Here is a 20,642-nt window from a genome sequence, read left to right as displayed (position 1 = left end):
GTCGCCAAGCCGTCGGCGCCGAATGACATCTATCAAGTCAACAGCGATCGCTTAGCGATATTTGGAGATGAGATCCTGACGGAGAGCGAAATTCTGCGCGCGTTCAGACGTCAGCCATGGAACCCTACCCGATCCGTCCGTGAAAAAACGCCGGATTCGGTCAGTCCAGTTCGAACTTCTCTTTATAATCGTGCTTGAGCGATGCGTCCTGATCGTCTTTGCGCAAATAGCAATCGCCAATGACCAGCGTGTCCATCTCCGTGCCCATGAAGCAGCCGAAGGCGTCCTCCGGGGTGCAGACGATGGGTTCGCCGCGCACATTGAAACTCGTATTGACGAGAACGGGACAGGCGGTCATGCGCTTGAATGCCGAAAGCAGCGCGTGATAGCGCGGATTCGTCTCCTGGTGCACGGTCTGAATCCGCGCGGAATAGTCGACGTGGGTCACGGCCGGAATGGAGCTGCGCGGAACATTGAGCTTGTCGATGCCAAACAGCGCCTGCTGCTCCGCCGTCATTGGGTGACGATGCTTTTCGGCGACATCGGCGACGAGCAGCATGTAAGGGGAGTCGCCTTCGAGTTCGAACCAGTCGGCGACATCCTCGCGCAACACCGACGGCGCGAAGGGCCGAAACGACTCGCGATATTTGATTTTGAGATTGAGCGTTTTCTGCATCGTGGCGGAACGCGGATCGCCCAGGATCGACCGTCCGCCAAGCGCGCGCGGCCCGAATTCCATTCGGCCCTGAAACCAACCGACCGCTTTCTCGTCGGCGAGGTCCCGCGCCGCCGCTTCGATAAGATCGCCTTCCGGGATCGGCTGGAATCTGGCGCCGACGGCTTGCAGCCGACGCTCGATCTCGGCTTGCGGGAAGGAAGGACCGAGATAGGAGCCGCGCATGGCGTCGCCGCCGCCGTTGAGGCTTCGGGAATTTTTCTTGTGGTGATAGTAGCCGGCGAGCGCTGCGCCGAGCGCGCCGCCAGCGTCGCCCGCCGCCGGCTGAATCCAAATCTGGTCAAAGCTGCCGTCGCGCAGCAGCTTTCCATTGGCGACGCAATTCAGCGCGACGCCGCCGGCGAGACAAAGATTGCGCGCGCCGGTCTCCTTGGCGAGCGCGCGGGTGAGCCGAAGGACGATCTCCTCGGTGACCGCCTGTATCGAGGCGGCGATGTCCATGTGCCGCTGCGTCAGGAGTTCCTCCGGCTTGCGCGCCGGGCCGCCGAACAGTTCGTCGAACTTGCCGTTGGTCATCCGCAAGCCGGTGCAATAGTCGAAATATGACTGATCGAGCCGAAAGGTGCCGTCCGGCTTCAGGTCGATCAAATTGTCCAGGATCAACTCGGCGTATTTCGGCTCGCCATAAGGGGCAAGGCCCATCAGCTTGTATTCGCCAGAGTTTACCTTGAACCCGGCATAATAGGTGAAGGCCGAATAGAGCAGGCCGAGCGAATGCGGGAAGCGCAATTCGCGCTGCATGGTCAGCTGATTGTCACTGCCGAAAGCGACCGACGTCGTCGCCCACTCGCCGACCCCATCCATCGTCAGAACGATCGCGTCCTTGAAAGGCGAGGGGTAGAAGGCGCTGGCGGCGTGGCTGAAGTGATGCTCGGCGAACAACAGCCTTTTCGCCCAGTCGACATCCGCCGAATAGGCCTTCATCTCTTTCAACAGCAGCGATTTTTGAAAGAGCTTTTCGCGCAGCCAGAGCGGCAGCGACATTTTGAACGACTGAAATCCGCGCGGCGCAAAGGCGATATAGGTTTCCAGCAGCCGCTCGAATTTGATGAACGGCTTGTCGTAGAAGGCGACGAAATCTATGTCCTGAGGCGTCGCGCCGGCGGCCTCAAGACAATAGTCGATCGCGTGACGCGGAAAGCGCGAGTCGTGCTTTTTACGCGAGAATCGCTCTTCCTGAGCGGCGGCGATAATTTCGCCATCCTCCACCACGGCGGCTGCGCTGTCGTGGTAGAAGGCGGAGATCCCAAGTATCCGCATCGCGCTTTAAAAGAGCGTATAGATGAACGGAGCGACCGCGGTGCCCTGCAGAACGATCAGCGCGCCGATCAGCAGCATGATGACCAGAACCGGCGCCATCCAGTATTTCTTGCTGGTCTTGAGATAATCCCAAAGTTCGAGCAGGAAACTCATTTTATCTCTCTCCTCAGAACTGCTTGCTCATGTCGCTCGTCCCTTCGGGCGTATGGCGCATGGTCCAGTAGGACGTCGCGTTCTTGTCGAACGCAAGTTTGAGCGGATCGGCGCGGCGCAGTCGGAAAACCACTGCGATCGGGAGGATCACGCCAAAGAACAGGACGCCCATGATGATCGGGTTGGTGATTTTGTGCAGCGCCAAGCCCAGCTGGTGCCACAGTCGGTTCAGCGGCCGCAGTTTGGCGGGCGCGAGGAACGCCGCCGCGGCGAAACCAAGCGCTGCGGCGAGTCCCCAGAAATGAGGCGCCTCGCCGTGCCGAAGCGGCAGCATGCTGATGATGGCGATCGCCGCGGCGATCACCAGACCGAACGAGCGATCGGATCCCATGGCGGCGGAACGGGCTCTCGAATAGTCCTCATGCGACATTCAGACGAGACCCCCCACGCCGCCTCGACAACAAATTATCCGCAAGGCTGGCGAACCGCAAATTTTGGCGACTTCCCCACGACTCGCCGCCCGCGCCCTCATTCGTAATTCTTAATGAGACCTTGCGCCAGGAGCGCGTTGCCCTTCGCGTTGAAGTGAAAGTCTCCCCAGAAATACAATGATCTAATGAAATCAGGGTCTTGCGCTTTATAGGCGAAAAAATCGGGAAAGTGATCGAAAAATTTTCTGCATTTGCCGGCGCACCAGTCGCGCCAGATGCGCGCCTGCCGCGAATTTTCAACGTCGTAAAGCAGCTGCTGCGGCCATGGATAGACCCCAACCGAAAGCGCGATCCCGCGCGACGACAGGAGTTCGTAGAGGCGATCCAATTGCTTCTTGGCCTTGTCGATGGACGCGTCGATCCCCAAGGGGCCATAGCAGCTTGAATTGTCGCTATATGTCCAGCTCGCGCGCGTGTAATCGGGGCTGTAGACGACGCCCGATTTTGAAAGGTCCTCGAAAGTGGCTCGCTCGAGCGCTCTAGCCACCTCCGCCGAGTAGCGCATCTGGCCAAAGAACTCGGCCACATAAGAGACTTTCTCCCACCACCTCTTTGGTGGTTGCGGCAGCGGCGGCCGCGGGACAGGGGAACAAACGTTTGCAGTGGGCTGAAACACGCCCATCTGCAATACGCCATTTTGATCATACGAATAAAAAACGCCTTCGTCCTGTATGTCGGAGATATCAATGTAAACCACGGCCTCGTCGAACTTAAGGCCGGCGTCGATGAAATATTTGAGTTTCTCGTAATAGACCGACGGCGCGTAGCTCGATACTCCCGCATTCAACACATCGAGCGCGGGAAAAGCCTGCGCGAAAAGGCCGACGAAAGACTGTTGATAGGGAACGCCAGGACTCTCAGTGAAGGAATCGCCGATAAAGATGACGCGCTTGCGGTCCGCCGTCATCGGCACGCTGCGTACGGCGGCGTCTCTAAAGCCCAGTGAATTGGTGAAAATGGGAACGATATTGGAGCCCCACGCGTCGAAGCCGTTAAAATTGGGCTTCAGGCCATGGGTGTACTGCGCATCGCGAACCCGCAACTCGTTTTTCACAGGCGCCAGAAACGGATTGCCGCCCGTGTAGACGAGATGAAGAACGATCTCCGCAACGACGACGAGACTGACGAGCAGGCCAAAGTTGATGAAAAGAATGCGAAATAGCTTGTAAGCTGAGTTTTTGCGCGACCACGACATCGACATGGGCCAAATCTGGCTTCCCCGGGATTGTGAGCATCACTCTTGTCATGGATCGCCTGAAATGAGCAAGCTTCCTTTGCAAAAAAGTATATTGCGGCGTCGAACGCCGGAAGCCTTTGCGGCGCGCTAAGACGCCGCAGTGATTCGCGTCTCGGAGCTGGTCATGACCCCGCGTCTCAGTCGTTCGCTTGCTGAAATCCTGCCAGGCTCCGCGTCGTTGCGGATGTTCTGCGCGGCCCTCGCCGTCGCGTGGGGCGGTTGCGCCGTCCATGCGCGCGATATGTCGCGCGCCGCCGCCGAGAGAGACGTCTCTGCGGCGCTGGAAGGCCTGCGCGGCAATGGCGCCGCGCTACGCAACTTCCTTGTCGAAATGCCCAAAGGCGCCGATTTGCACAATCACCTTGCGGGCGCCGTCTATGCGGAGAGCGCCTTGGCTTGGGCGCGGGCCGCGGGGTGGTGTTTCGACGACAAGAGCAAGGCGGCGCTGCCGCCGCCGTGCGACGCGTCGAAGCCACCTCTGGCCGAAGCGCTGCGCTCGACGCAGGCCTATCGAGACGCGATCAACGCCTGGTCGATGCGCGACGTCATCACCGCGCGCGTAAGCGGCCATGATCAGTTCTTCAACAGCTTCTTCCGATTCTCGGACGTGACGGGGAACAATATCGGCGCCGCCCTCGCCGAGGTCGTCGAGCGCGCCGCCGCGCAGAACGTCTTGTATCTCGAATTGATGATCAGTCCGCTGATGGGCGAGGCGCGCGATCTTGGCGAGCAGATCGGCTGGAAGGACGATCCCGACGCGATGCTGGCGGCGCTCGACGGCAAAGGTCTCGGCGACCTCGTCCAGCGCGCGGCGGAGAGGGTCGTCGCCGTCGTCGCCGACAAGGACCGGCGACTCGCCTGCGGCGACGCGGTTCAGCGTCGGCCCGGATGCGACGTCGCGGTACGGTTTCTCGCCCAGGTCTATCGCAATGTCGACCGCGCGAAAGTGTTCGCGCAGACGGCGCTTGCGGCGCGTCTCGCCTCACGCGGCGGGCCGGTTGTCGGCTTGAACCTCGTCGCGGCTGAGGACGATGAAGTCACGCTGGGAAATTATAGCGAACAGATGCGGATCGTCGGCGACATCGGGCGCCGCCACCCGAAGGCGCGGATCAGCCTCCATGCCGGGGAGCTGACGATGGGGCTTGTTCCTCCCAAGGACCTGACCTTCCATATCCGCGAGGCGGTCGAGGTCGCCGGCGCGGCGCGCATCGGCCATGGCGTCGACATCGGCTTCGAGCGCGACGCCAAAGGTCTGATGGCGAGAATGGCGCGCGATAGAATCATGGTCGAGATCAATCTCACGTCCAATGCGCAAATTCTCGGCGTCGAAGGCGCGGACCATCCGTTCCCGCTCTATCGCGACGCGGGCGTGCCGACGGCCTTATCGACCGACGACGAGGGCGTATCGCGAATCGATCTCACGCACGAATATCAGCGCGCCGCGCGCGTCTACCAGCTTTCCTACCGCGACGTGAAACAGCTCTCGCGAAACAGCCTGACGTATGCTTTTCTTCCCGGCGACAGCCTGTGGCGCGATCCTGCGGCCGCGCGCCCCGTTTCGGCTTGCCGCGACGCACAGTTTTCCGGAACTCCGCCTTCCGCCGAGTGTCGTCGTTTCTTGGCCGGTTCCGAAAAAGCCAGACTGCAATGGGAGCTCGAGACGCGCTTCGCGCGCTTCGAGTCGAAATGGAGCGTGCGCGAGGGAAAGCCAGCGCATAGCGCTGCGCTCGCTTCCCCGCCTTCGTCGTCGGCTAGGCGTGAGCGTTCCGCGCGCGGCGTTCGCTAAAGAATGCTGCGGCCCTGAATGACGCGCAGAATGATCACGATGATCGCGATGACGAGCAGAATGTGAATGAAGCCGCCGAGCGTATATGAGGAGACCAGCCCGAGCAGCCACATGATGACGAGGATGACAGCGATCGTTTCAAGCATTGTTCAGCCTTCCATTTGGCCAGCAAGGGGTGTTACAGCTTTTTGCCAAGCGACTTTGCGTCGGCCTCGACCTTTTTCCAAGCGTCCTTGAGCTTGCTCCAGAAGGACTCTTGCGGCGCCTTCTTGCAATCGTCGATGATTATAGGAATGACCTTCTCCGTGCCTTCGATATCGACGTCCGTTGCGAGCGGCTTGCCTTTCTTGCTCTGCGCAGAGGACCAGTAGATCACCTTGGGCTGAAACTGGTCGTCGACCGCCAGGAAATCCTCGCATGTCCATTTGGACGTCGGCTTCTTCGTATCGGCGAGCCCGTTCGTCGCGTAAAAAGACAATGCGGCCGCGGCAATGACATACACTGGCTTCATAGGATGCTCCTTCGAGTCGACGCGTTCTGCGCAAAGCGTCGCCGAGAGACTATTGCGGAATTGAGCCGGCATCCAGTTGGAGCCGGCGCCGTCGCAGACACGCTATTCCACCGCCAAAATGACGTCCGCAGCGTCGAAGGTCGCCAGCGCGGCGTCGCCTTCTTTCAGCCCCATGTCTTCAACGAGGCGGCGCGGCGTCACGGCGGTCATCGTCTTTCCGAAACCGACGTCGAGCAGGATCTCGCTGTTGCGTTCGGCGTCAATCCGCTGCGTGACCACGCCGCGGAAGCAATTGCGCTGCGGCGGCGTCGCATCGCCGGCGAGCGCCAGATTTACGAAGGACGCCTTGATCAGCGCCAGCGCCTTGCGCCCGCGAGAAAGGCCCAGTCGCTCGGTTGATTCATTGGTGACGATCGCCAGGATCGTGTCCTTTTCCGACACGCGCAGCGTCACTTCGACGTCGACCGGCCACTTCTTGACCTGGGTCACTTCGGCGCGAAAAACATTGCGCGCGGAAATCGTCATGCCCGTGGTCCACAGCAGAAAATCCTCGGCGCCCGCAAGACCCTCTTCGGCGATCGTCTCGGAGATGCGCGCAAGCTTCTCTTCGAGGCGGTGGAAGGTGGCGATCAGCCGACGCCCTTCCTCCGTCACCTCGGCGCCGCCGCCGCTGCGGCCTCCAGCCTTGGTGATGAAGGCGGGCGTCGGCAAAAGATTGTTGATCGCGTTCACCGCGTCCCACGCGGCCTTGTAGCTGAAGCCGACGGCCTTGGCGGCCTTGGTGATGCTGCCGTGAAGGGCGACGGCTTCGAGAAGCTTCACGCGGTCGCGGCCGACAAGGAGTCGGCCCTCGCTCCGCAGCGCCAGTGAAGCATCAATCTTGCCTTCGGCCATGTCAGCGCCCCGCCTCATCGCCCCGATACAGGGCAAGACGGCCGGAAGCAACTGCAGCTCAGAATGTCTGGGTCAGTGAAGCGTTACTTTGGCGCGGCGTGGTCTGCGTCCCCCCGGCGGCGACTCGGCGATCGCCCTGACCACCGCCTCGGCGATGGCGCGGCCGCGTTCGTCCGTTCCGGTCCAGTTCGAGGCGCGTCCGCGCGGATCGATTTCAACGAGCTTGACGCCCAGCGCCGCATGGACTCCGTCGCGCGCGATCCCGCGCAGGAAGCCGTCCATCGGCGCCTGAATGGGAAGGCCGTCGAGTCGGCCGAGCAGATAGTCCTTGAAAACCCGGGCGCCGATGTCGAGCGGCGTCCGCCAGACGCCGTCGCGCGCCGCATAGATGAAGCGCTCCTTGCCGACGCCGCCGAGAACGCGCGCGACGCCGTCCGAAGGCAGCGTGGCGCCGTTTTCGAGCAATTCGCCCGTATGCGCCGGATGAGTCTCGATCGCCACGTCGCAGTTCCAGCCCGCCCTGAAGTTTGGACCCATCCCGATCACGAGACCCGCGATCCCGCGCAGATCCGGCGTGACGCGGTGCTTTTGCATGCGGGCGTCGATCAGAACGTCGGGCGCGCGCAGAGTGATGAGATCCGTCAAGGGCAGAGGCGAAACGGCGACGCGTCCCGGCCGGGACAAGACGTCGACCACATCCAGCGTCGTTTGCGTCAGATCGGCGATGACGCCGTCGACTTCCGCGCGGTCTCCATAAAGCGCGTCGTGAAAGGCCATTCCCCGCCGGATGACCGGCGGGTGTGCGTCATGGCTGAGAACCACGCGGCGGCGCTCCCATGTCAATCGCGCCGCGACCGCGGAGGCGATCTCGTTCGTGCCGAGGATGATGACGAAATGCTCGCTGCAGTCGGAGAGGAATTCTTGTGCTGAAAAGCCTGGCATGGGGCGCCTCCCGCGCTTTTTTCAGCAAATCACGCGCCAAGTCGCACGCCTTTGCATTGCAGGCAATCCGGCGCCCGCCAGGCGACGGGAGAAGGCTTGTTTCGCGCTTCTTGTAATGAAGTCGACAAAAAACCGACAAAAGCCGCCACTGACCCGCACAGCGCTGGGCCGACTCAGTCTATCTTATTGATAAATAGCTTTATTTTCTCACGAATCGATATGTTATAGGATTATATATCAATTACCGATTGGCCTATGGCGTTTGCATATATACTATTCATGCGCTGCTTAAAGTTCGGACATTGACTTTTATACCACTCGTTTGTAGTCAAGCAATATGTAAGCAATCTACATAATGGTTCTCGATCACATGATCCGCGCTGTCGTCGTCGCTGCATTCGCAAGCCTTTTCAGCATTCTCGGCGCGGCGCCCTCCGGCGGGTCGACCAGTGAAACGTTCACCGTGGTCACAAGCTTTCCTGAAGAACTGACGACCCGCTACGAGCGGGAGTTCGAGCGCAGCCACCCGCAATTCCACGTTCAATTCGTCTGGAAGCAGTCGCGCGACGCGCTCGCCGAACTCGCCAAGCCCGAACAGGGCGGCGCCGACGTCTATTGGGCGCCGGCGCCGGCGAATTTCGCGCGTCTTCGCGATTGGGGGGCCTTTCGCAAGCTAATGGTCGACCGCGCCGCGCTTCCCGGCCGGCTCGGCCGGCAGCAATTGTCCGATCCCGCCGGCCTCTATGAAGCCTATGACGTCGCCGGCTATGGGATCGTCGCAAATCCAAGCGCGCTGGCGGCGGCCGGCCTGTCCGCGCCGCGACGCTGGGACGACCTCGCGTCGCCCGAATATGCGCGCCGGCTCGCCATGCCGATCGCCTCAAAGGTCGGCTTTTCGCCTGCACTCTATGACATCGTTCTGCAGAGCGAAGGTTGGGACGCAGGTTGGCGTCTCCTCGGCGAGATGGCCGGCGAGGCGACGCTGCTCGATTCCGGATTGGCGCCGACGGCCTCAGTGCGGGAAGGCACGGCGGCCCTCGCGCTGACGATCGATTTCTTCGCCGAGATCGCCAAAGCCAATGGCGCGGCGGTCGAGATGATCTATCCCCAGCGCACGGCGTTCCTGCCCGCCCATGTCGCGATGACCGCCGCCTCCAAACATGTCGCCGGCGCGCAGGCCTTCATCGACTTCCTGCTGTCGACGGACGGCCAGCGCCTGATGATGGAGCGCGACAGCCGCCGGCATCCGGCGCGACCCGACGCCTATCAGAGCGCGTCGCAGGGCTTTGCGAATCCTTTTGCGCTGCCGGCGTCAGCGCTCCTCGATTATGATTCTGAGATCGGCCGCCGGCGCCCGCCGCTGATCGCGCTGCTGTTCGACCTCGCGATCGTCGACGGCCATGACGAGAGCGCCGAACTGTGGCGCAAGATTCACGACGCCGAGAAAAAATTCGCCGGCGATGCGAAAGCCTTGGCGGCGCTGGGCGAGGCGAAGCGACTCGCCGGCTTCGTTCCGGTGTCCGAAACCGACGCGCGCGCAACCGCCTTCCTCGAGCGCTTCCAACGTCGCGACGCCATCGATGCGCGGCAGATCACGCAATGGCGCGAGGAGATCGGCGCGGCGCGGCGGCAGGCGCGTGACCTCGTCAAAAGCCTGGAGCCGGCGCCATGAAACGCTTCGGCGTCCTTCTATGCGCCGCGATGCTTGCGGGCGCCGCGCGTTACGAGACGAACGGCCCTGACACCGAAGCCTTTGTCAGGCCGATTGAAGGATTGGACGGCGAACATGCCGCAAGCTTTCGCAAGGGCAGCGGCATCTTTCGCCAAGCCTGGGTCATCGGACCGTCGCAGGACCATCCCGACTTTGTCGGTCTCGGTCCGCTCTATAATCGGCTTTCCTGCATCGCCTGCCACGTCAAGAATGGTCGCGGCGCCGCGCCAGACAGCGAAAACGGCGTCGCGCGCACCATGGCGGCGAGGCTGAGCGTCGAGGGAAAGGACGCGCATGGCGGACCGCGCGTTCATCCCGACTACGGCGCTCAGCTCAATCCCGAAGGCGCGCCCGGCGTCGCGGGCGAAGGCCAGGCCGTCGTCGACTACGCCGAATTCGATGTGGCGCTCGCCGATGGCGCGACAGCAAGGCTTCGTCGGCCGACGCTCTCCTTCCGCAATCTTGCTTACGGTCCGCTCGGGCCCGAGACCAAGACGTCGCTGCGCAATGCGCCGCCGGTTTTCGGCCTGGGTCTGCTCGAGGCTGTCGCCGACGCCGAAATTCTCGCCGGCGCGGGCAGACCGAATTTCGTCTTCAACGTTGAGACCGGCCAGAGAACGCTCGGCCGCTTCGGGCTCAAAGCCAATCAGCCAAATCTCAAGCAGCAGATCGCCAACGCCTTTGCGGAAGACATCGGCGTCACCTCGTCGCTGTTTCCCGCCGAGAACCGCCCTCCGTCACGAAGTGAATGCCGTCAGGGCGATTCGACGCCGGAATTGACCGACGCCCAGCTCGACGCGGTCGTCGATTACATCCGCGCGCTTGCGCCGCCGGCCCGACGCAATCTCGACGACCCGCGCGTCAAGGACGGCGACGTTCTGTTCCATGCGATCGGCTGTTCGAACTGTCATCGCGACACGCTGCGCGTTGCGGACTTTCCACTGCAGCCGGCGCTCAACGGCGTCGAGATCCATCCCTACGCCGATCTTCTGCTGCACGACATGGGCGAGGGGCTCGCCGACGGCCGCGACGACTTCGAGGCTGGTCCAAGGGACTGGCGCACGCCGCCGCTCTGGGGATTGGGCCTTGCCGGCAAAGGCGGAGACGGCGCCGATTTTCTGCACGACGGCAGGGCGCGAACGCTCGTCGAGGCGATCCTCTGGCACGGCGGCGAAGCGCGATCCTCCGCCGACGCTTTCCGCAATCTACCCGAACCCCAGCGCGACGCGCTGCTCGCTTTCCTCAACTCTCTCTGAAGTTCACGGGGGCAATGATGACCAGGCTGCTGACGACGACGGCGATTTCAGGCGGCGTTCTTCTCGCGCTATCAACTCCTATGAACGCGCAGACGCCGCTGCCGCCGATCGAAGTGCGCGCGCCGAAGGCTTTCGAACTCGGACAAATTAAGGTCGGCGAACGCCGCCTGGGGCTTCCGACCAAGGTCGCCGCGCCCGCGGGCGCCGGCGTCGTCGGCGTCGGAGCGGGCGCGCCGCCGCCCACATGGTCTCCGTCGGAAAAAATCGACAACGGCCCGACGCCCCAGCAGCATACCGACGCCTTCGGCGGCTTCACCATCACCAATAGACAGATGGAGACTTTCGCGCGGCCGACGCTCGACAGCGCCGTCAATATCGCGCCGGGCGTCAATAGTCAGATTTCCGGCAATTCCCGCAACGAGCAGAATATCTATGTGCGCGGTTTCGATCGCTGGCAGGTGCCGCTCACCGTCGACGGCGTTCGCGTTTATCTGCCGGTCGACAACAGACTCGATTTCGCGCGCTTTCTGACCGCCGACATCGCTGAAGTGCAGATCGCCAAGGGCTATGTCTCGGTGCTCGACGGCCCCGGCGGCATGGGCGGCCAGATCAATCTGGTGACCCGCAGACCGACTCGAGAGATCGAAGCCGAATGGCGCACGCGATTCGATTTTGGTCGCGACGGCACATTCCTTGGGCCGATGACCTACGGCTTCGTCGGCACAAAAAAGGACATGTATTATGCGCAGCTCAGCGGCACTTTTCAGAACTACGACGGCTGGATGCTGCCCGCGAGCTATCGCTCGACTCTCGCTCAAGGATGGGGATTTCGCGGTCAATCCTATACGCAAGACTACAATATCAATGCGCGGGTGGGCCTGACGCCCAACGCGACCGACGAATATTCCCTAAGCTTCAGCCGTCAGGAAGGCCAGAAGGGCGCGCCGCTGCATATAACTGATCCTATCTCCACGCAGCGCTTCTGGCGGTGGCCCTACTGGCGCGTCCAGAACCTCTATTTCCTGTCGAGAACTCAGCTCAATGACGCCGCCTATGTGAAGACGCGCGGCTATTGGAGCAAATTCGACAATTCGCTCGTCAGCTATGATGATCCTTCCTTGATCAATCAGTCGCTGCCGAAATCCTTCAACAGCGCCTATGCGGATTATGCGCTCGGCGCCGAGGTCGAGGCCGGCGCGCAGATCGGCGACATCGACACGCTGAAAGCGCTGTTCTTCTATCGCATGGATAATCATTCCGAATGGCAGGAGAACTTCGGGCAGAACATCCGTGGGACTCGCGCGGGCTGCATCGCCGGCGCGCCCTGCTTCACCCAGCCGATCATTGGCGACATAGAGGACACCTATTCGGCGGCCGTCGAAAACACGTTCCACCCGCGACCGGACATCGATATTGTTGGAGGCTTCAGCTACGATTGGCGGCATCTGCGTCAGGCGCAAGGCTTCGCCGTGCCGCAGGGCGTCATCAATTATCAGCCCGCGGACGTGCAGGCGCCGAACTATCAGGGCGCGGCCATCTGGCGCTACAACGACACGGACCGAATCTACTTCAACGGTTCGAGCCGAACCCGCTATCCGACGCTCTTCGAGCGTTTCAGCACGCGCTTTGGCGGCGCGACGTCCAATCCCACGCTGATGCCCGAGCGCGCCACCAATTTCGATCTTGGCTGGTCAAGCCTCTTCGCGCCTGGAAGCCGCGTGTCGATCGACGTCTTCTACAGTCTCGTCGACAATCTCATTCAAAGCGTGCCGGCGCCGCAGTTCGGCGTGAACGTCACACAATCGCAGAACGTCGGCAATGGAAGATTCTGGGGCGCGGAAATCACGGCCGACTATTTCGTGCGCGAGGACTTCTCGCTTGGCGGCAACGTCACGCTGATCCGGCGCCGAGTCAATTCGCCGTCGATCGTCAATTTCCAGCCGACGGGGGTGCCCGACCTCAAGATGTTTTTCTATGCCGGCTACCGTCCCATTCCCCAGCTGACTTTGACGCCAAGCATTGAAGTCGCCGGCGATCGCTGGACGTCCATGACAAACGGCAATTGGTATTATCGGACCGGCGCTTATTGTCTGACGAACTTCAACGCGGACTATACGCCGGGCGACAACATCAAATTCTCCGCCGGCGTGCGAAACGCATTCGACGACTATTATGTGCTCGCTGACGGATATCCCTCTCCGGGCCGCACCTTCTATCTCGCGTCGAAGGTGAATTTTTGACGCGCTCGCCGCTGCGCCGCGTTCGCGCGGCGCCGGCGCGATCGTCTATTTCAGCTTCGCGTCCCAGGTCGGCGACTCCGGCGCGCGAAAATCAAAGTCCCAGGCAAATCTCCGGATGAGATTATAGCCGATCAGGAAAGAAACATCGCGGCCGAGCGCGGCGCGCAAGGCCCCGAAGTCATAAGAGATCGCATAGAGGTCATGCAGGACGCCGCCTTCGCCCAGGTCAAGCGATTTTATCTTGTAGACCTTCAAGGAAATGCGCTTACCCCCGACGCCGCTCGCCCGGGCTTTGGCCTTCACCGCCGTAAACAGCCGCTTGTGCTTGCGGATGAACTGCTGATCGACGGCCGAGACTTCCGCGCCCGAATCGAACAGGCCGACCGCCGCCGTATCGCCCAAGCGCAGGTCGACGCCGACAAGACGCCCGTCGGGTCCCAGCCGTCGAAACGGCTTGGGGCGGCCGTTCGCCGTCGCATCGCCGAAAAAAATGAGTTCGCGGCGGTCGATGTCGAGGCTGAATCGCGCGCCTTTGAAAAAATCCAGCCCCAGAAGATCGTCAGCGTCGCCGGGCGGACATCGCGTGAGTTGATATTTCGCTCGCGCGACGTTGTTTCCTTGATCGGCGACGAGTTCGACATTCTGCGCTTCGACATCGTCACAGCGCATCGTCGCGCCGGACGCCCCGGTGGAGAGGCTTGCGCCCAGAACCGGCAGGTCCTTGTTCCAGGGCGCCAGCCTGATGCGCGTGCTCGAGGCGCCGGTGTCGAGGCGCATGTTTCCCATGACATTGCCGATGCGGACCGGCAGGTAAATGCGCCCGCCAAGATATTCATCCTGCGTCAAGGTCAGCGGAATGACGGAGCGGCTCCTCTCGGCGCCGACGGCGGCGACTGAGAACAATAGCGCCGCAAAAAGGAAAAGAGCCGGCGATCGAATAAGCGTCATGGGCTGCGTTCCGCTCCCGAATATTCAGCGCTAAGCGCTTCCCGATCACATGGAATCATGTGATCGATAAGGAATCGCTCAGAATCAAAATGTTGGAGCAGGTTCTCATCGAAAAAGTCTGTCAACTTTTTCGGAACCTGCTCTAAGAAACGCGTCCTGAGCTTCCCGCGCAAGCGCCGCGCCCTCGCCTTTGTAGCGCGGCGAGTAATGGAAGGTCACGAGCCGCTTCACGCCGGCGCGGCGCGCGATCGTTCCCGCCTGACGCGCCGTCAGATGTCGTCGCTTGGACGCGGCGGCCGAGTCGCGCTCCAAAAATCCGCCTTCGATGAAGAGCGTGTCCGCGCCTTTCGCGAGCTTTATGATTCGTTCGATGTTGCATTCGGTATAGGCGCAATCGACGACATAGGCGATCTTGCGGCCCGAGGAGATCTTCATGATCTCCTTCTTGAGCAACCCGAAGGGCAGGGCGTCGGGTTTCTTGTCTTCCGCGTCGGCCCAGGCGACCTTGATGAGGGCCAAATCATCGGCGCCGGCGAGCGTCGCCGCTTTGAACGCCCGCAGCCACGGGCCCACGGCGAGCCCCAACGCATCCAGCTTGTTGCGCCAAACGTTGATATGCGCGCGCTCCTCCAGCGCGAACGCCAGCGCCGGAAGGCCATGATCAAGAATCGTGGCGCGAACCAGTATGCCGGATTCTTTCAGCAGCAGTCCCTCGCTCGATTGGCGCTTCTCTTCGTCGCGACGCGCAAACTGCGTTCGACCCGAAAATGCCGCGGAAGCCGCGCGCCCGGATTCGTCCATTTCGGTCACCCGGAACGTCAGATTGCCCTCATAGCCGCCGATGAGGTTCCAGGAATAGGCTTTGAGCTTATGCTCGACCGCGTCGATGATCCCCGGCGGTCCGTAAACGCCAAGCGTCATTTCCCGCCCGAGCAGCCGCCGCAACAGCTGATCGAAGCCCGCGAAATGGTCCATATGCAAATGCGTGACGAAGACGTCGCTGATTCGCAGCATCTTGCGGGGCGAAAGCCGTGCAAGATCGCCAAGATCGAACAGCAGCGCCCGCTTTTCGAACACGAGATCGACGTAAAGACCCGGATCGTCGAAAGGGTCGTTGATCAGCGCAGGGTCGAAGTGGCGCGGCACGGCTCTTTGCTCTCATTCAGCGCGCCAAGCAAAAGCTCATGCGCGTTCGCGCGTGCAGCGCCATGCGGGAGAATATAGCGGCGGCGGGCGGGTTGCGACGAGGGGCGGCCAAAGTCCCCTCCCTTCGAGATTTCGGCGCGGACCAGAACGCCGGGAACCGTCAAATCGTTCGGTTACAATTATCGGCTTGCTATTTGCGCCTAATCGGCAAAGATCCGGCTTTCCTCATCTCACCATGGAAGCCTTAGATGCAGCGACAGTTTGACTCTTTCGTTTCAGGCGCCCCCGACGTCCTCGCCGTTCACTGGGGCTGGGTCATCGCCCTGGGCATATTCGTCGGGGCGCTGGGAATCCTCGCGATCATCCGAGCCAGGATGGCGACGTTCATCGCGGTCGGCTTTCTTGGCGCGCTGCTCATCGTCAGCGCGGTGTCAGTTCTCATCTTCGCCTTTTCGGCCGCGGGCCTGTGGACAGACTTCTTCGTCCATGTCCTCTGGGCGGTTCTTCTGGCGATCGTCGGAATCATGCTGCTGACGCGCCCGGCGATCAGCGCCGAAGCGATCACGCTTCTCATCGCCTTCTACTTCATTGCGGAAGGCATACTCGTCATCGGCTTTGCGCTGACCTCTCAGATCGAGGGTCTGTGGATGTATCTCCTGCAGGGCGGCGTCGCGCTGCTGCTGGGCGCGCTGTTGGTGACTGGCTGGCCGTTCACCGGGCTATGGGCGATCGGCACCTTCCTGGGCATCGATCTGCTGTTCAAAGGATGGGGAATCATCGCGCTGGGCTTTGGCCTTCGGGCGATCTCGGAAGGCAGTCTGCTGTAGGTTCGCAACGGCTTGGATGTCATTCCCGACTCGCGAAGCGCGATCGGGAATCCGGGTTCACGACAAACATCATGAGAGTCGCTCTGGATTCCCGGTCAGGCCTGTGGCCTGCCGGGAATGACAGGCGCAGCGAACCTCGACAGCCGGATTCAGAGGCCTTCGAAGGACCGGCTCATCGAGGCCGCCGATCGGGTTGGCGAGCCAATAGAGCACGCAAAAGGCCGCCGTAATCAGGCCGACGCCGAAAGGGCCTCCGCCATGCCATCCTCGGGCATAGCGTAGCTCGCGACAGATATGCACAGATATGCATGGTACCGCCACCCCGGCTCGAACGGGGGACCCCCAGATCCACAATCTGGTGCTCTAACCAACTGAGCTATGGCGGCGTTTAGCGGCGCGAACCTAAAAGCAAGCGTTCGCGATTGCAAGCCTTGGCAAAGGCGACTTGGGGCGCCCTCAAGCGTCGCCCGGCGCGCCGGCTGGGCCGGCGAGCGCGCGTTCGCCGAGCCTGATGAGCGCCTCGCGCAGGCCTTCCTCGGCGACGCCCTCGGCCGCCTCGACGGCGCGGGCGCGCGCCGCCGCGTCGGGCTTTGGCGCCCGGATAAGGCACGGCCGAGACGCAGCGGCGGGGGCTATGGCTTCCTGTCGCAGCGCGATCCGCGCGACGCAGCGCCAGCCAAGATGCGCATTGACCCGATCGATAATGGTCGGGGCGAGATGCTGCGCCTCAAGCCCGAAGCCCGGGTCCACGCGCAGCACGAGAGTCGCCGGCTCGCGCGGCGTCTTTTCGCGGCGCTTGCCCGGCGAGGGCTCGGCCGGCTTCGTCCGCCGCTGCGGCGGCCACTGCAGCGAGGCGGGCGCGCAGATTCGCGCGATTCGCGCCCCGACGATCTCGCGCCAGCATAAGAGCAGCGAGGCTTCGCCAAAGCCGCGCGCGGCGATGAGCGGGTCGAGTTCGCGCGCAACGTAATCCGCGAGCGCGCGCGCTTTAAAGCCTTTGGCGCGCATGGGGACGCTCATTGGACTTGCGGCGACGCCGCCCTCCTTGCCGGGGCGAGGCTTCGCCCTCTATCAATCGCTCTCATGATAAAGCCTCGCGCGAAATCGACCAAACCGGGCGCGGCGCTGCTCGCCTGGTACGACGCCCATCGGCGCGAACTGCCCTGGCGCGCGCGGGCCGGCGAAGCGCCGGACCCCTATCTGGTCTGGCTCTCCGAAATCATGCTGCAGCAGACGACCGTCGCGACGGTGAAGGAGCGCTATGCGGCCTTCCTGTCGCGCTGGCCGGCGATCGAGGATCTGGCGCGCGCCCCGCTCGATGACGTTCTCGCGCAATGGGCGGGGCTCGGCTATTACGCCCGGGCGCGCAATCTGCACGCCTGCGCCCATGCGGTGGTTGAAGGGCATCAGGGGCGCTTTCCGCGCGAGGAAGCGGCTCTGCGCCGGCTTCCCGGCGTCGGTCCCTATACGGCGGCGGCGATCGCCGCCATCGCTTTCGATCAGCGCTGCGTCGCCGTCGACGGCAATGTCGAGCGCGTGATCGCGCGTCTTCACGCGATCGAGACGCCGCCGCGCAAGATTGCGCCGCTCGTTCGCGAAAAGGCCGCCATGCTCATGAGCCCCGCGCGCCCCGGCGATTCCGTGCAGGCGCTGATGGAGCTCGGCGCGCTGATTTGCGCGCCGCGAACGCCGGACTGCCCCGCCTGTCCGCTGTCGCCCGATTGCGCGGCGCGGCGTTCGGGCGCGCAGAGCGACTTTCCGGCGCGGGAGGCCAAGAAGCCGAAGCCCAAGCGCCGCGGCGCGATTTTTATTCTGCGGCGCGGCGACGAGGCGTTGCTCCTGCGCCGGCCGCCGCACGGGCTCTTCGGCGGCATGAACGCCTTTCCATCGACGCCTTTGACGCAGGATATCGCCGCCGTCGAATTCTCGCGTTTTGCGCCCTGCGCCGCGCCCTGGCGCGCGCTCGACGAGCCGGTGACGCATATCTTCACGCATTTCGCGCTGGAGGCGACGGTGTTCGTCGCGCATACACGCGGCAAAGCGGCGCCCTCGGATTGCCGCTGGGCGGCGCGCGCCAATCTGGGTAAAGAAGGATTGCCCACCCTCATGCGCAAGGCCGCCGCTCACGCCGGACTTATCGACGCATGAGAGCTGCGAGGCGGAGGGAGCGATGGCGCGACGCGCAGGCGGCTATCAGGTCGAAGTGACGGAGGGCGCGATTCGCGTGCGCCGCGCCGGGAAGACGCTCACCATCCCCGCCGCGCCGCCGGACGGCGAATCAGAAGAAGACGCCGATTTCATCGTACGTCTCGACGACCTCGAACATTGGGACGCGCCCGACGACGAAACGCCGATCGGCATCGAGGAGCTGCAGAAAATCCTCGACGCGGTCGAAAAGCAGTTCGACAAGCACGGTTTGAGCGTCGATTTCGAATAGCGCGCGCAAGGTTTGGATGCGTCAGAGCGCCCAGCCGAGCGAACGCTCGACGGCTTTTTCCCAGGATGCGATCAGGCGCGCCCGCTCCTGCGGCGTCATATTGGGCGTAAAGCGACGCGATTCTCGCGTATGCGCGGCGATGTCATCCAGGCTTTTGTAGACGCCGACGGCAAGTCCCGCTGCATAGGCGGCGCCGACCGCCGTCAACTCGAGCTGGCGGGGGCGGATGACCGGCGCCTCGATGAGGTCGGCCTGAAACTGCATCAACAAATCGCTCCCAGCCATGCCGCCGTCGACCTTGAGCGCGCTGATCTCGACGCCCGCGTCGGCGATCATCGCCGCCAGGACTTCCCGGGTCTGAAACGCCGCGGCTTCGAGCGCCGCGCGCGCGATATGGCCCTTGTTGGAGAACCGCGTCAGCCCGGCGATGATCCCGCGGGCGTCGCCACGCCATCGTGGCGCAAAAAGACCGGAGAAGGCCGGCACGAAATAGACGTCGCCATTGTCAGGCACGCTACTCGCCAGCGCCTCGATCTCGCGGCTCTCTTTGATGATCCCGAGATTGTCGCGTAGCCACTGCACCAGAGCGCCGGCGATCGCGATCGAGCCTTCCAGCGCGTAACAGGGTTTGGCGTCTCCAAGCTGATAGGCGAGCGTCGTCAGCAGGCCCTTGGTCGATATGCGCGGCGTCTCGCCGACGTTCATCAGCAAAAAGCAGCCGGTGCCATAGGTGTTCTTGGCGTCGCCAACATTGACGCAGGCTTGGCCGAGCAGCGCGGCGTGCTGGTCGCCGAGCGCGCCGGCGAGCGGAACGCCGGCGAGCGCGCCGACGCATTCCCCATAGACCTCGCTCGACGAGCATATTTTTGGCAGGCAGGCCGCGGGAACGTCGAAGATCCGCAGTAGCTCTTGATCCCATTGCAGAGTTTCGAGATTCATCAACTGCGTGCGCGAGGCGTTGGTCGCGTCAATGAGATGACGGCCGCCGCGGGGGCCGCCGGTCAGATTCCAAATGATCCAGGAATCGATCGTGCCGAACAGCGCCGCGCCCTGCGCCGCCCTTTCGCGCGCGCCGGGGATTTCTTCAAGAAGCCAGCCGAGCTTGAGCGCGGAAAAATAGGTCGCGAGCGGCAGTCCCGTCTTTGCGCGGACCAGATCGCCCAAACCTTGCGCCGCGATCCCGTCGACGGCGGCTTGCGTGCGCGTATCCATCCAGACGATCGCGTGATGAAGCGGCGCGCCGGTCGCGGCGTCCCACAAGAGGGTCGTCTCGCGCTGATTGGTGACGCCGACGGCCGAGAGGTCGCGGGCGGAGAGCTTGGCCTCGGCCAGCGCCGCCGCGATCACCGCCTGCGCATTGCGCCAAATTTCGGCGGCGTCATGCTCGACCCAGCCGGGGCGGGGATAGATTTGCCGGTGCTCGCGCTGCGCCTGGGCGACGATCCCACCGTGACTGTGCATGACGATAAAGCGGGTGCTCGTCGTGCCCTGATCGAGCGCGCCCAGGAGTTTGGACATCATAACCTTCTGATGAACGGAAGTTTCAGCCGCAGTTCAGAGCGTTCGCCGTAATTGGAAACCGTTTCCATCACTTCTCAAAAGGAGGATGCTCCATGAGATCGGCAGCCGTCAAAACCCAATCGGCGCCAATCAAGCCGGCCTTCGCCGCGCTTCTTTTGGTTCTGGCTTCGAGCCCATTCGCGTCGGAGGCTTCCGCGCTGCCGGGGATTGATCGCGCGCCGGCGGCTCAGCTGGGTCCGGGCGGCGAGAAGGCGCGCTGGGTGTGCGGACCCTACCGGTGCTGGTGGCGGCCCGGCTACGGCTGGGGCGGCGGCTACGGCTGGGGTGGTCCCCGTTGGGGCGGCGGCTATGGTTGGCGGCGCCCAGGCTGGGGCGGACCTGGGTGGGGCGGACATGGGCCTGGCTGGGGCGGGCCTGGCTACGGTTGGGGCGGCGGAGGCGGGGGACACCGTCACTGGTAAGAAAGGATTAACGCAAACATCAAGAGTCGCGGACAGCGTTCGCGGCTCTTTTTTGACACTTGCCGGGCGACCGATTGGTCCAAAA

Annotated in this window: 20 protein-coding genes and 1 tRNA gene; 8 read left to right on the top strand and 13 right to left on the bottom strand. The window is 62.8% G+C overall.

Annotation, left to right across the window (positions count from 1 at the left end):
* Positions 1-160: 160 nt before the first annotated feature.
* The 4 genes from BN69_RS09600 to BN69_RS09590 form a co-directional block, all read right to left on the bottom strand.
* Complete coding sequence (locus BN69_RS09600) at positions 161-1,996, bottom strand: carbamoyltransferase family protein (RefSeq protein WP_014891399.1); 1,836 nt, start codon at positions 1,994-1,996, stop codon at positions 161-163.
* 6 nt (positions 1,997-2,002) lie between these two features.
* Positions 2,003-2,149 (bottom strand): DUF5989 family protein, encoded by a 147-nt coding sequence (locus tag BN69_RS19590; protein ID WP_014891398.1) that lies wholly within the window; start codon positions 2,147-2,149, stop codon positions 2,003-2,005.
* Between the two features lie 13 nt (positions 2,150-2,162).
* Positions 2,163-2,579, bottom strand: coding sequence for an SxtJ family membrane protein (locus BN69_RS09595; RefSeq protein ID WP_014891397.1), 417 nt, complete (start codon positions 2,577-2,579; stop codon positions 2,163-2,165).
* Positions 2,580-2,677: 98 nt separating this feature from the next.
* The gene (locus BN69_RS09590) at positions 2,678-3,835 is read right to left on the bottom strand and encodes an SGNH/GDSL hydrolase family protein (RefSeq protein ID WP_244434906.1); all 1,158 of its coding nucleotides are present in this window, start codon (positions 3,833-3,835) and stop codon (positions 2,678-2,680) included.
* Between the two features lie 166 nt (positions 3,836-4,001).
* On the opposite strand from BN69_RS09590, the gene BN69_RS09585 reads away from it, so the two are divergent.
* Positions 4,002-5,663 (top strand): adenosine deaminase family protein, encoded by a 1,662-nt coding sequence (locus BN69_RS09585; protein WP_244434905.1) that lies wholly within the window; start codon positions 4,002-4,004, stop codon positions 5,661-5,663.
* Here the strand turns inward: BN69_RS09585 and BN69_RS19190 are convergent.
* The 4 genes from BN69_RS19190 to BN69_RS09570 form a co-directional block, all read right to left on the bottom strand.
* Positions 5,660-5,809: a lmo0937 family membrane protein gene (locus BN69_RS19190; protein WP_014891393.1), complete on the bottom strand. Its 150-nt coding sequence runs from the start codon at positions 5,807-5,809 to the stop codon at positions 5,660-5,662. The two genes, BN69_RS09585 and BN69_RS19190, sit on opposite strands and share 4 nt — an antisense overlap.
* Before the next feature lie 32 nt (positions 5,810-5,841).
* On the bottom strand, positions 5,842-6,174 hold the full coding sequence (gene hdeA / locus BN69_RS09580) for an acid-activated periplasmic chaperone HdeA (RefSeq protein ID WP_014891392.1): 333 nt from the start codon (positions 6,172-6,174) through the stop codon (positions 5,842-5,844).
* Between the two features lie 102 nt (positions 6,175-6,276).
* Positions 6,277-7,068: a TOBE domain-containing protein gene (locus tag BN69_RS09575; RefSeq protein ID WP_014891391.1), complete on the bottom strand. Its 792-nt coding sequence runs from the start codon at positions 7,066-7,068 to the stop codon at positions 6,277-6,279.
* Positions 7,069-7,140: 72 nt separating this feature from the next.
* Entirely contained in the window at positions 7,141-8,010 is an 870-nt protein-coding gene (locus tag BN69_RS09570; protein ID WP_014891390.1) for a xanthine dehydrogenase, read from the bottom strand.
* Positions 8,011-8,365: 355 nt separating this feature from the next.
* Here BN69_RS09570 and BN69_RS09565 point away from each other — a divergent pair, with 355 nt between their 5' ends.
* Genes BN69_RS09565 through BN69_RS09555 form a run of 3 tightly spaced genes read left to right on the top strand, consistent with a single transcriptional unit; the run spans position 8,366 to position 13,217 of the window.
* Positions 8,366-9,682, top strand: coding sequence for an ABC transporter substrate-binding protein (locus BN69_RS09565; protein ID WP_014891389.1), 1,317 nt, complete (start codon positions 8,366-8,368; stop codon positions 9,680-9,682).
* Positions 9,679-10,977 (top strand): di-heme oxidoreductase family protein, encoded by a 1,299-nt coding sequence (locus BN69_RS09560; RefSeq protein ID WP_014891388.1) that lies wholly within the window; start codon positions 9,679-9,681, stop codon positions 10,975-10,977. The genes BN69_RS09565 and BN69_RS09560 overlap by 4 nt, the downstream gene beginning before the upstream one ends.
* 14 nt (positions 10,978-10,991) lie before the next feature.
* Positions 10,992-13,217: a TonB-dependent receptor plug domain-containing protein gene (locus BN69_RS09555; RefSeq protein WP_244434904.1), complete on the top strand. Its 2,226-nt coding sequence runs from the start codon at positions 10,992-10,994 to the stop codon at positions 13,215-13,217.
* A gap of 45 nt (positions 13,218-13,262) precedes the next feature.
* Here the strand turns inward: BN69_RS09555 and BN69_RS09550 are convergent, their stop codons facing one another.
* Both BN69_RS09550 and BN69_RS09545 read right to left on the bottom strand, forming a co-directional pair.
* Positions 13,263-14,165 (bottom strand): pepsin/retropepsin-like aspartic protease family protein, encoded by a 903-nt coding sequence (locus BN69_RS09550; protein ID WP_014891386.1) that lies wholly within the window; start codon positions 14,163-14,165, stop codon positions 13,263-13,265.
* Positions 14,166-14,270: 105 nt separating this feature from the next.
* Complete coding sequence (locus tag BN69_RS09545) at positions 14,271-15,311, bottom strand: ribonuclease Z (protein ID WP_014891385.1); 1,041 nt, start codon at positions 15,309-15,311, stop codon at positions 14,271-14,273.
* A gap of 248 nt (positions 15,312-15,559) precedes the next feature.
* On the opposite strand from BN69_RS09545, the gene BN69_RS09535 reads away from it, so the two are divergent.
* Positions 15,560-16,138: an HdeD family acid-resistance protein gene (locus tag BN69_RS09535; RefSeq protein ID WP_014891384.1), complete on the top strand. Its 579-nt coding sequence runs from the start codon at positions 15,560-15,562 to the stop codon at positions 16,136-16,138.
* 309 nt (positions 16,139-16,447) lie between these two features.
* Here BN69_RS09535 and BN69_RS09530 read toward each other — a convergent pair.
* Positions 16,448-16,524, bottom strand: a tRNA-His gene (locus tag BN69_RS09530).
* A 70-nt stretch (positions 16,525-16,594) separates the two neighbouring features.
* Positions 16,595-17,146: a DUF721 domain-containing protein gene (locus BN69_RS09525; protein WP_014891383.1), complete on the bottom strand. Its 552-nt coding sequence runs from the start codon at positions 17,144-17,146 to the stop codon at positions 16,595-16,597.
* Between the two features lie 75 nt (positions 17,147-17,221).
* Between BN69_RS09525 and mutY the strand changes: the two genes are divergently transcribed.
* Together mutY and BN69_RS09515 are read left to right on the top strand one after the other, a co-directional pair.
* Positions 17,222-18,286, top strand: coding sequence for an A/G-specific adenine glycosylase (gene mutY / locus BN69_RS09520; RefSeq protein WP_014891382.1), 1,065 nt, complete (start codon positions 17,222-17,224; stop codon positions 18,284-18,286).
* 22 nt (positions 18,287-18,308) lie between these two features.
* Entirely contained in the window at positions 18,309-18,575 is a 267-nt protein-coding gene (locus BN69_RS09515; RefSeq protein ID WP_014891381.1) for an Imm74 family immunity protein, read from the top strand.
* A gap of 21 nt (positions 18,576-18,596) precedes the next feature.
* Here BN69_RS09515 and glpK read toward each other — a convergent pair whose 3' ends face one another.
* Positions 18,597-20,093 carry a glycerol kinase GlpK gene (gene glpK / locus BN69_RS09510; protein WP_014891380.1) on the bottom strand — a complete coding sequence of 499 codons (1,497 nt, stop codon included), beginning with the start codon at positions 20,091-20,093 and terminating at the stop codon, positions 18,597-18,599.
* Positions 20,094-20,188: 95 nt separating this feature from the next.
* Here glpK and BN69_RS19185 point away from each other — a divergent pair, with 95 nt between their 5' ends.
* The gene (locus BN69_RS19185; protein WP_193787629.1) at positions 20,189-20,557 is read left to right on the top strand and encodes a hypothetical protein; all 369 of its coding nucleotides are present in this window, start codon (positions 20,189-20,191) and stop codon (positions 20,555-20,557) included.
* Positions 20,558-20,642: the final 85 nt, after the last annotated feature.

This window comes from Methylocystis sp. SC2 (assembly GCF_000304315.1).
Lineage (GTDB): Bacteria > Pseudomonadota > Alphaproteobacteria > Rhizobiales > Beijerinckiaceae > Methylocystis.
The sequence above is the reverse complement of the archived record's forward strand: the minus strand, read 5'-3'. Positions and strand labels throughout refer to the sequence as shown.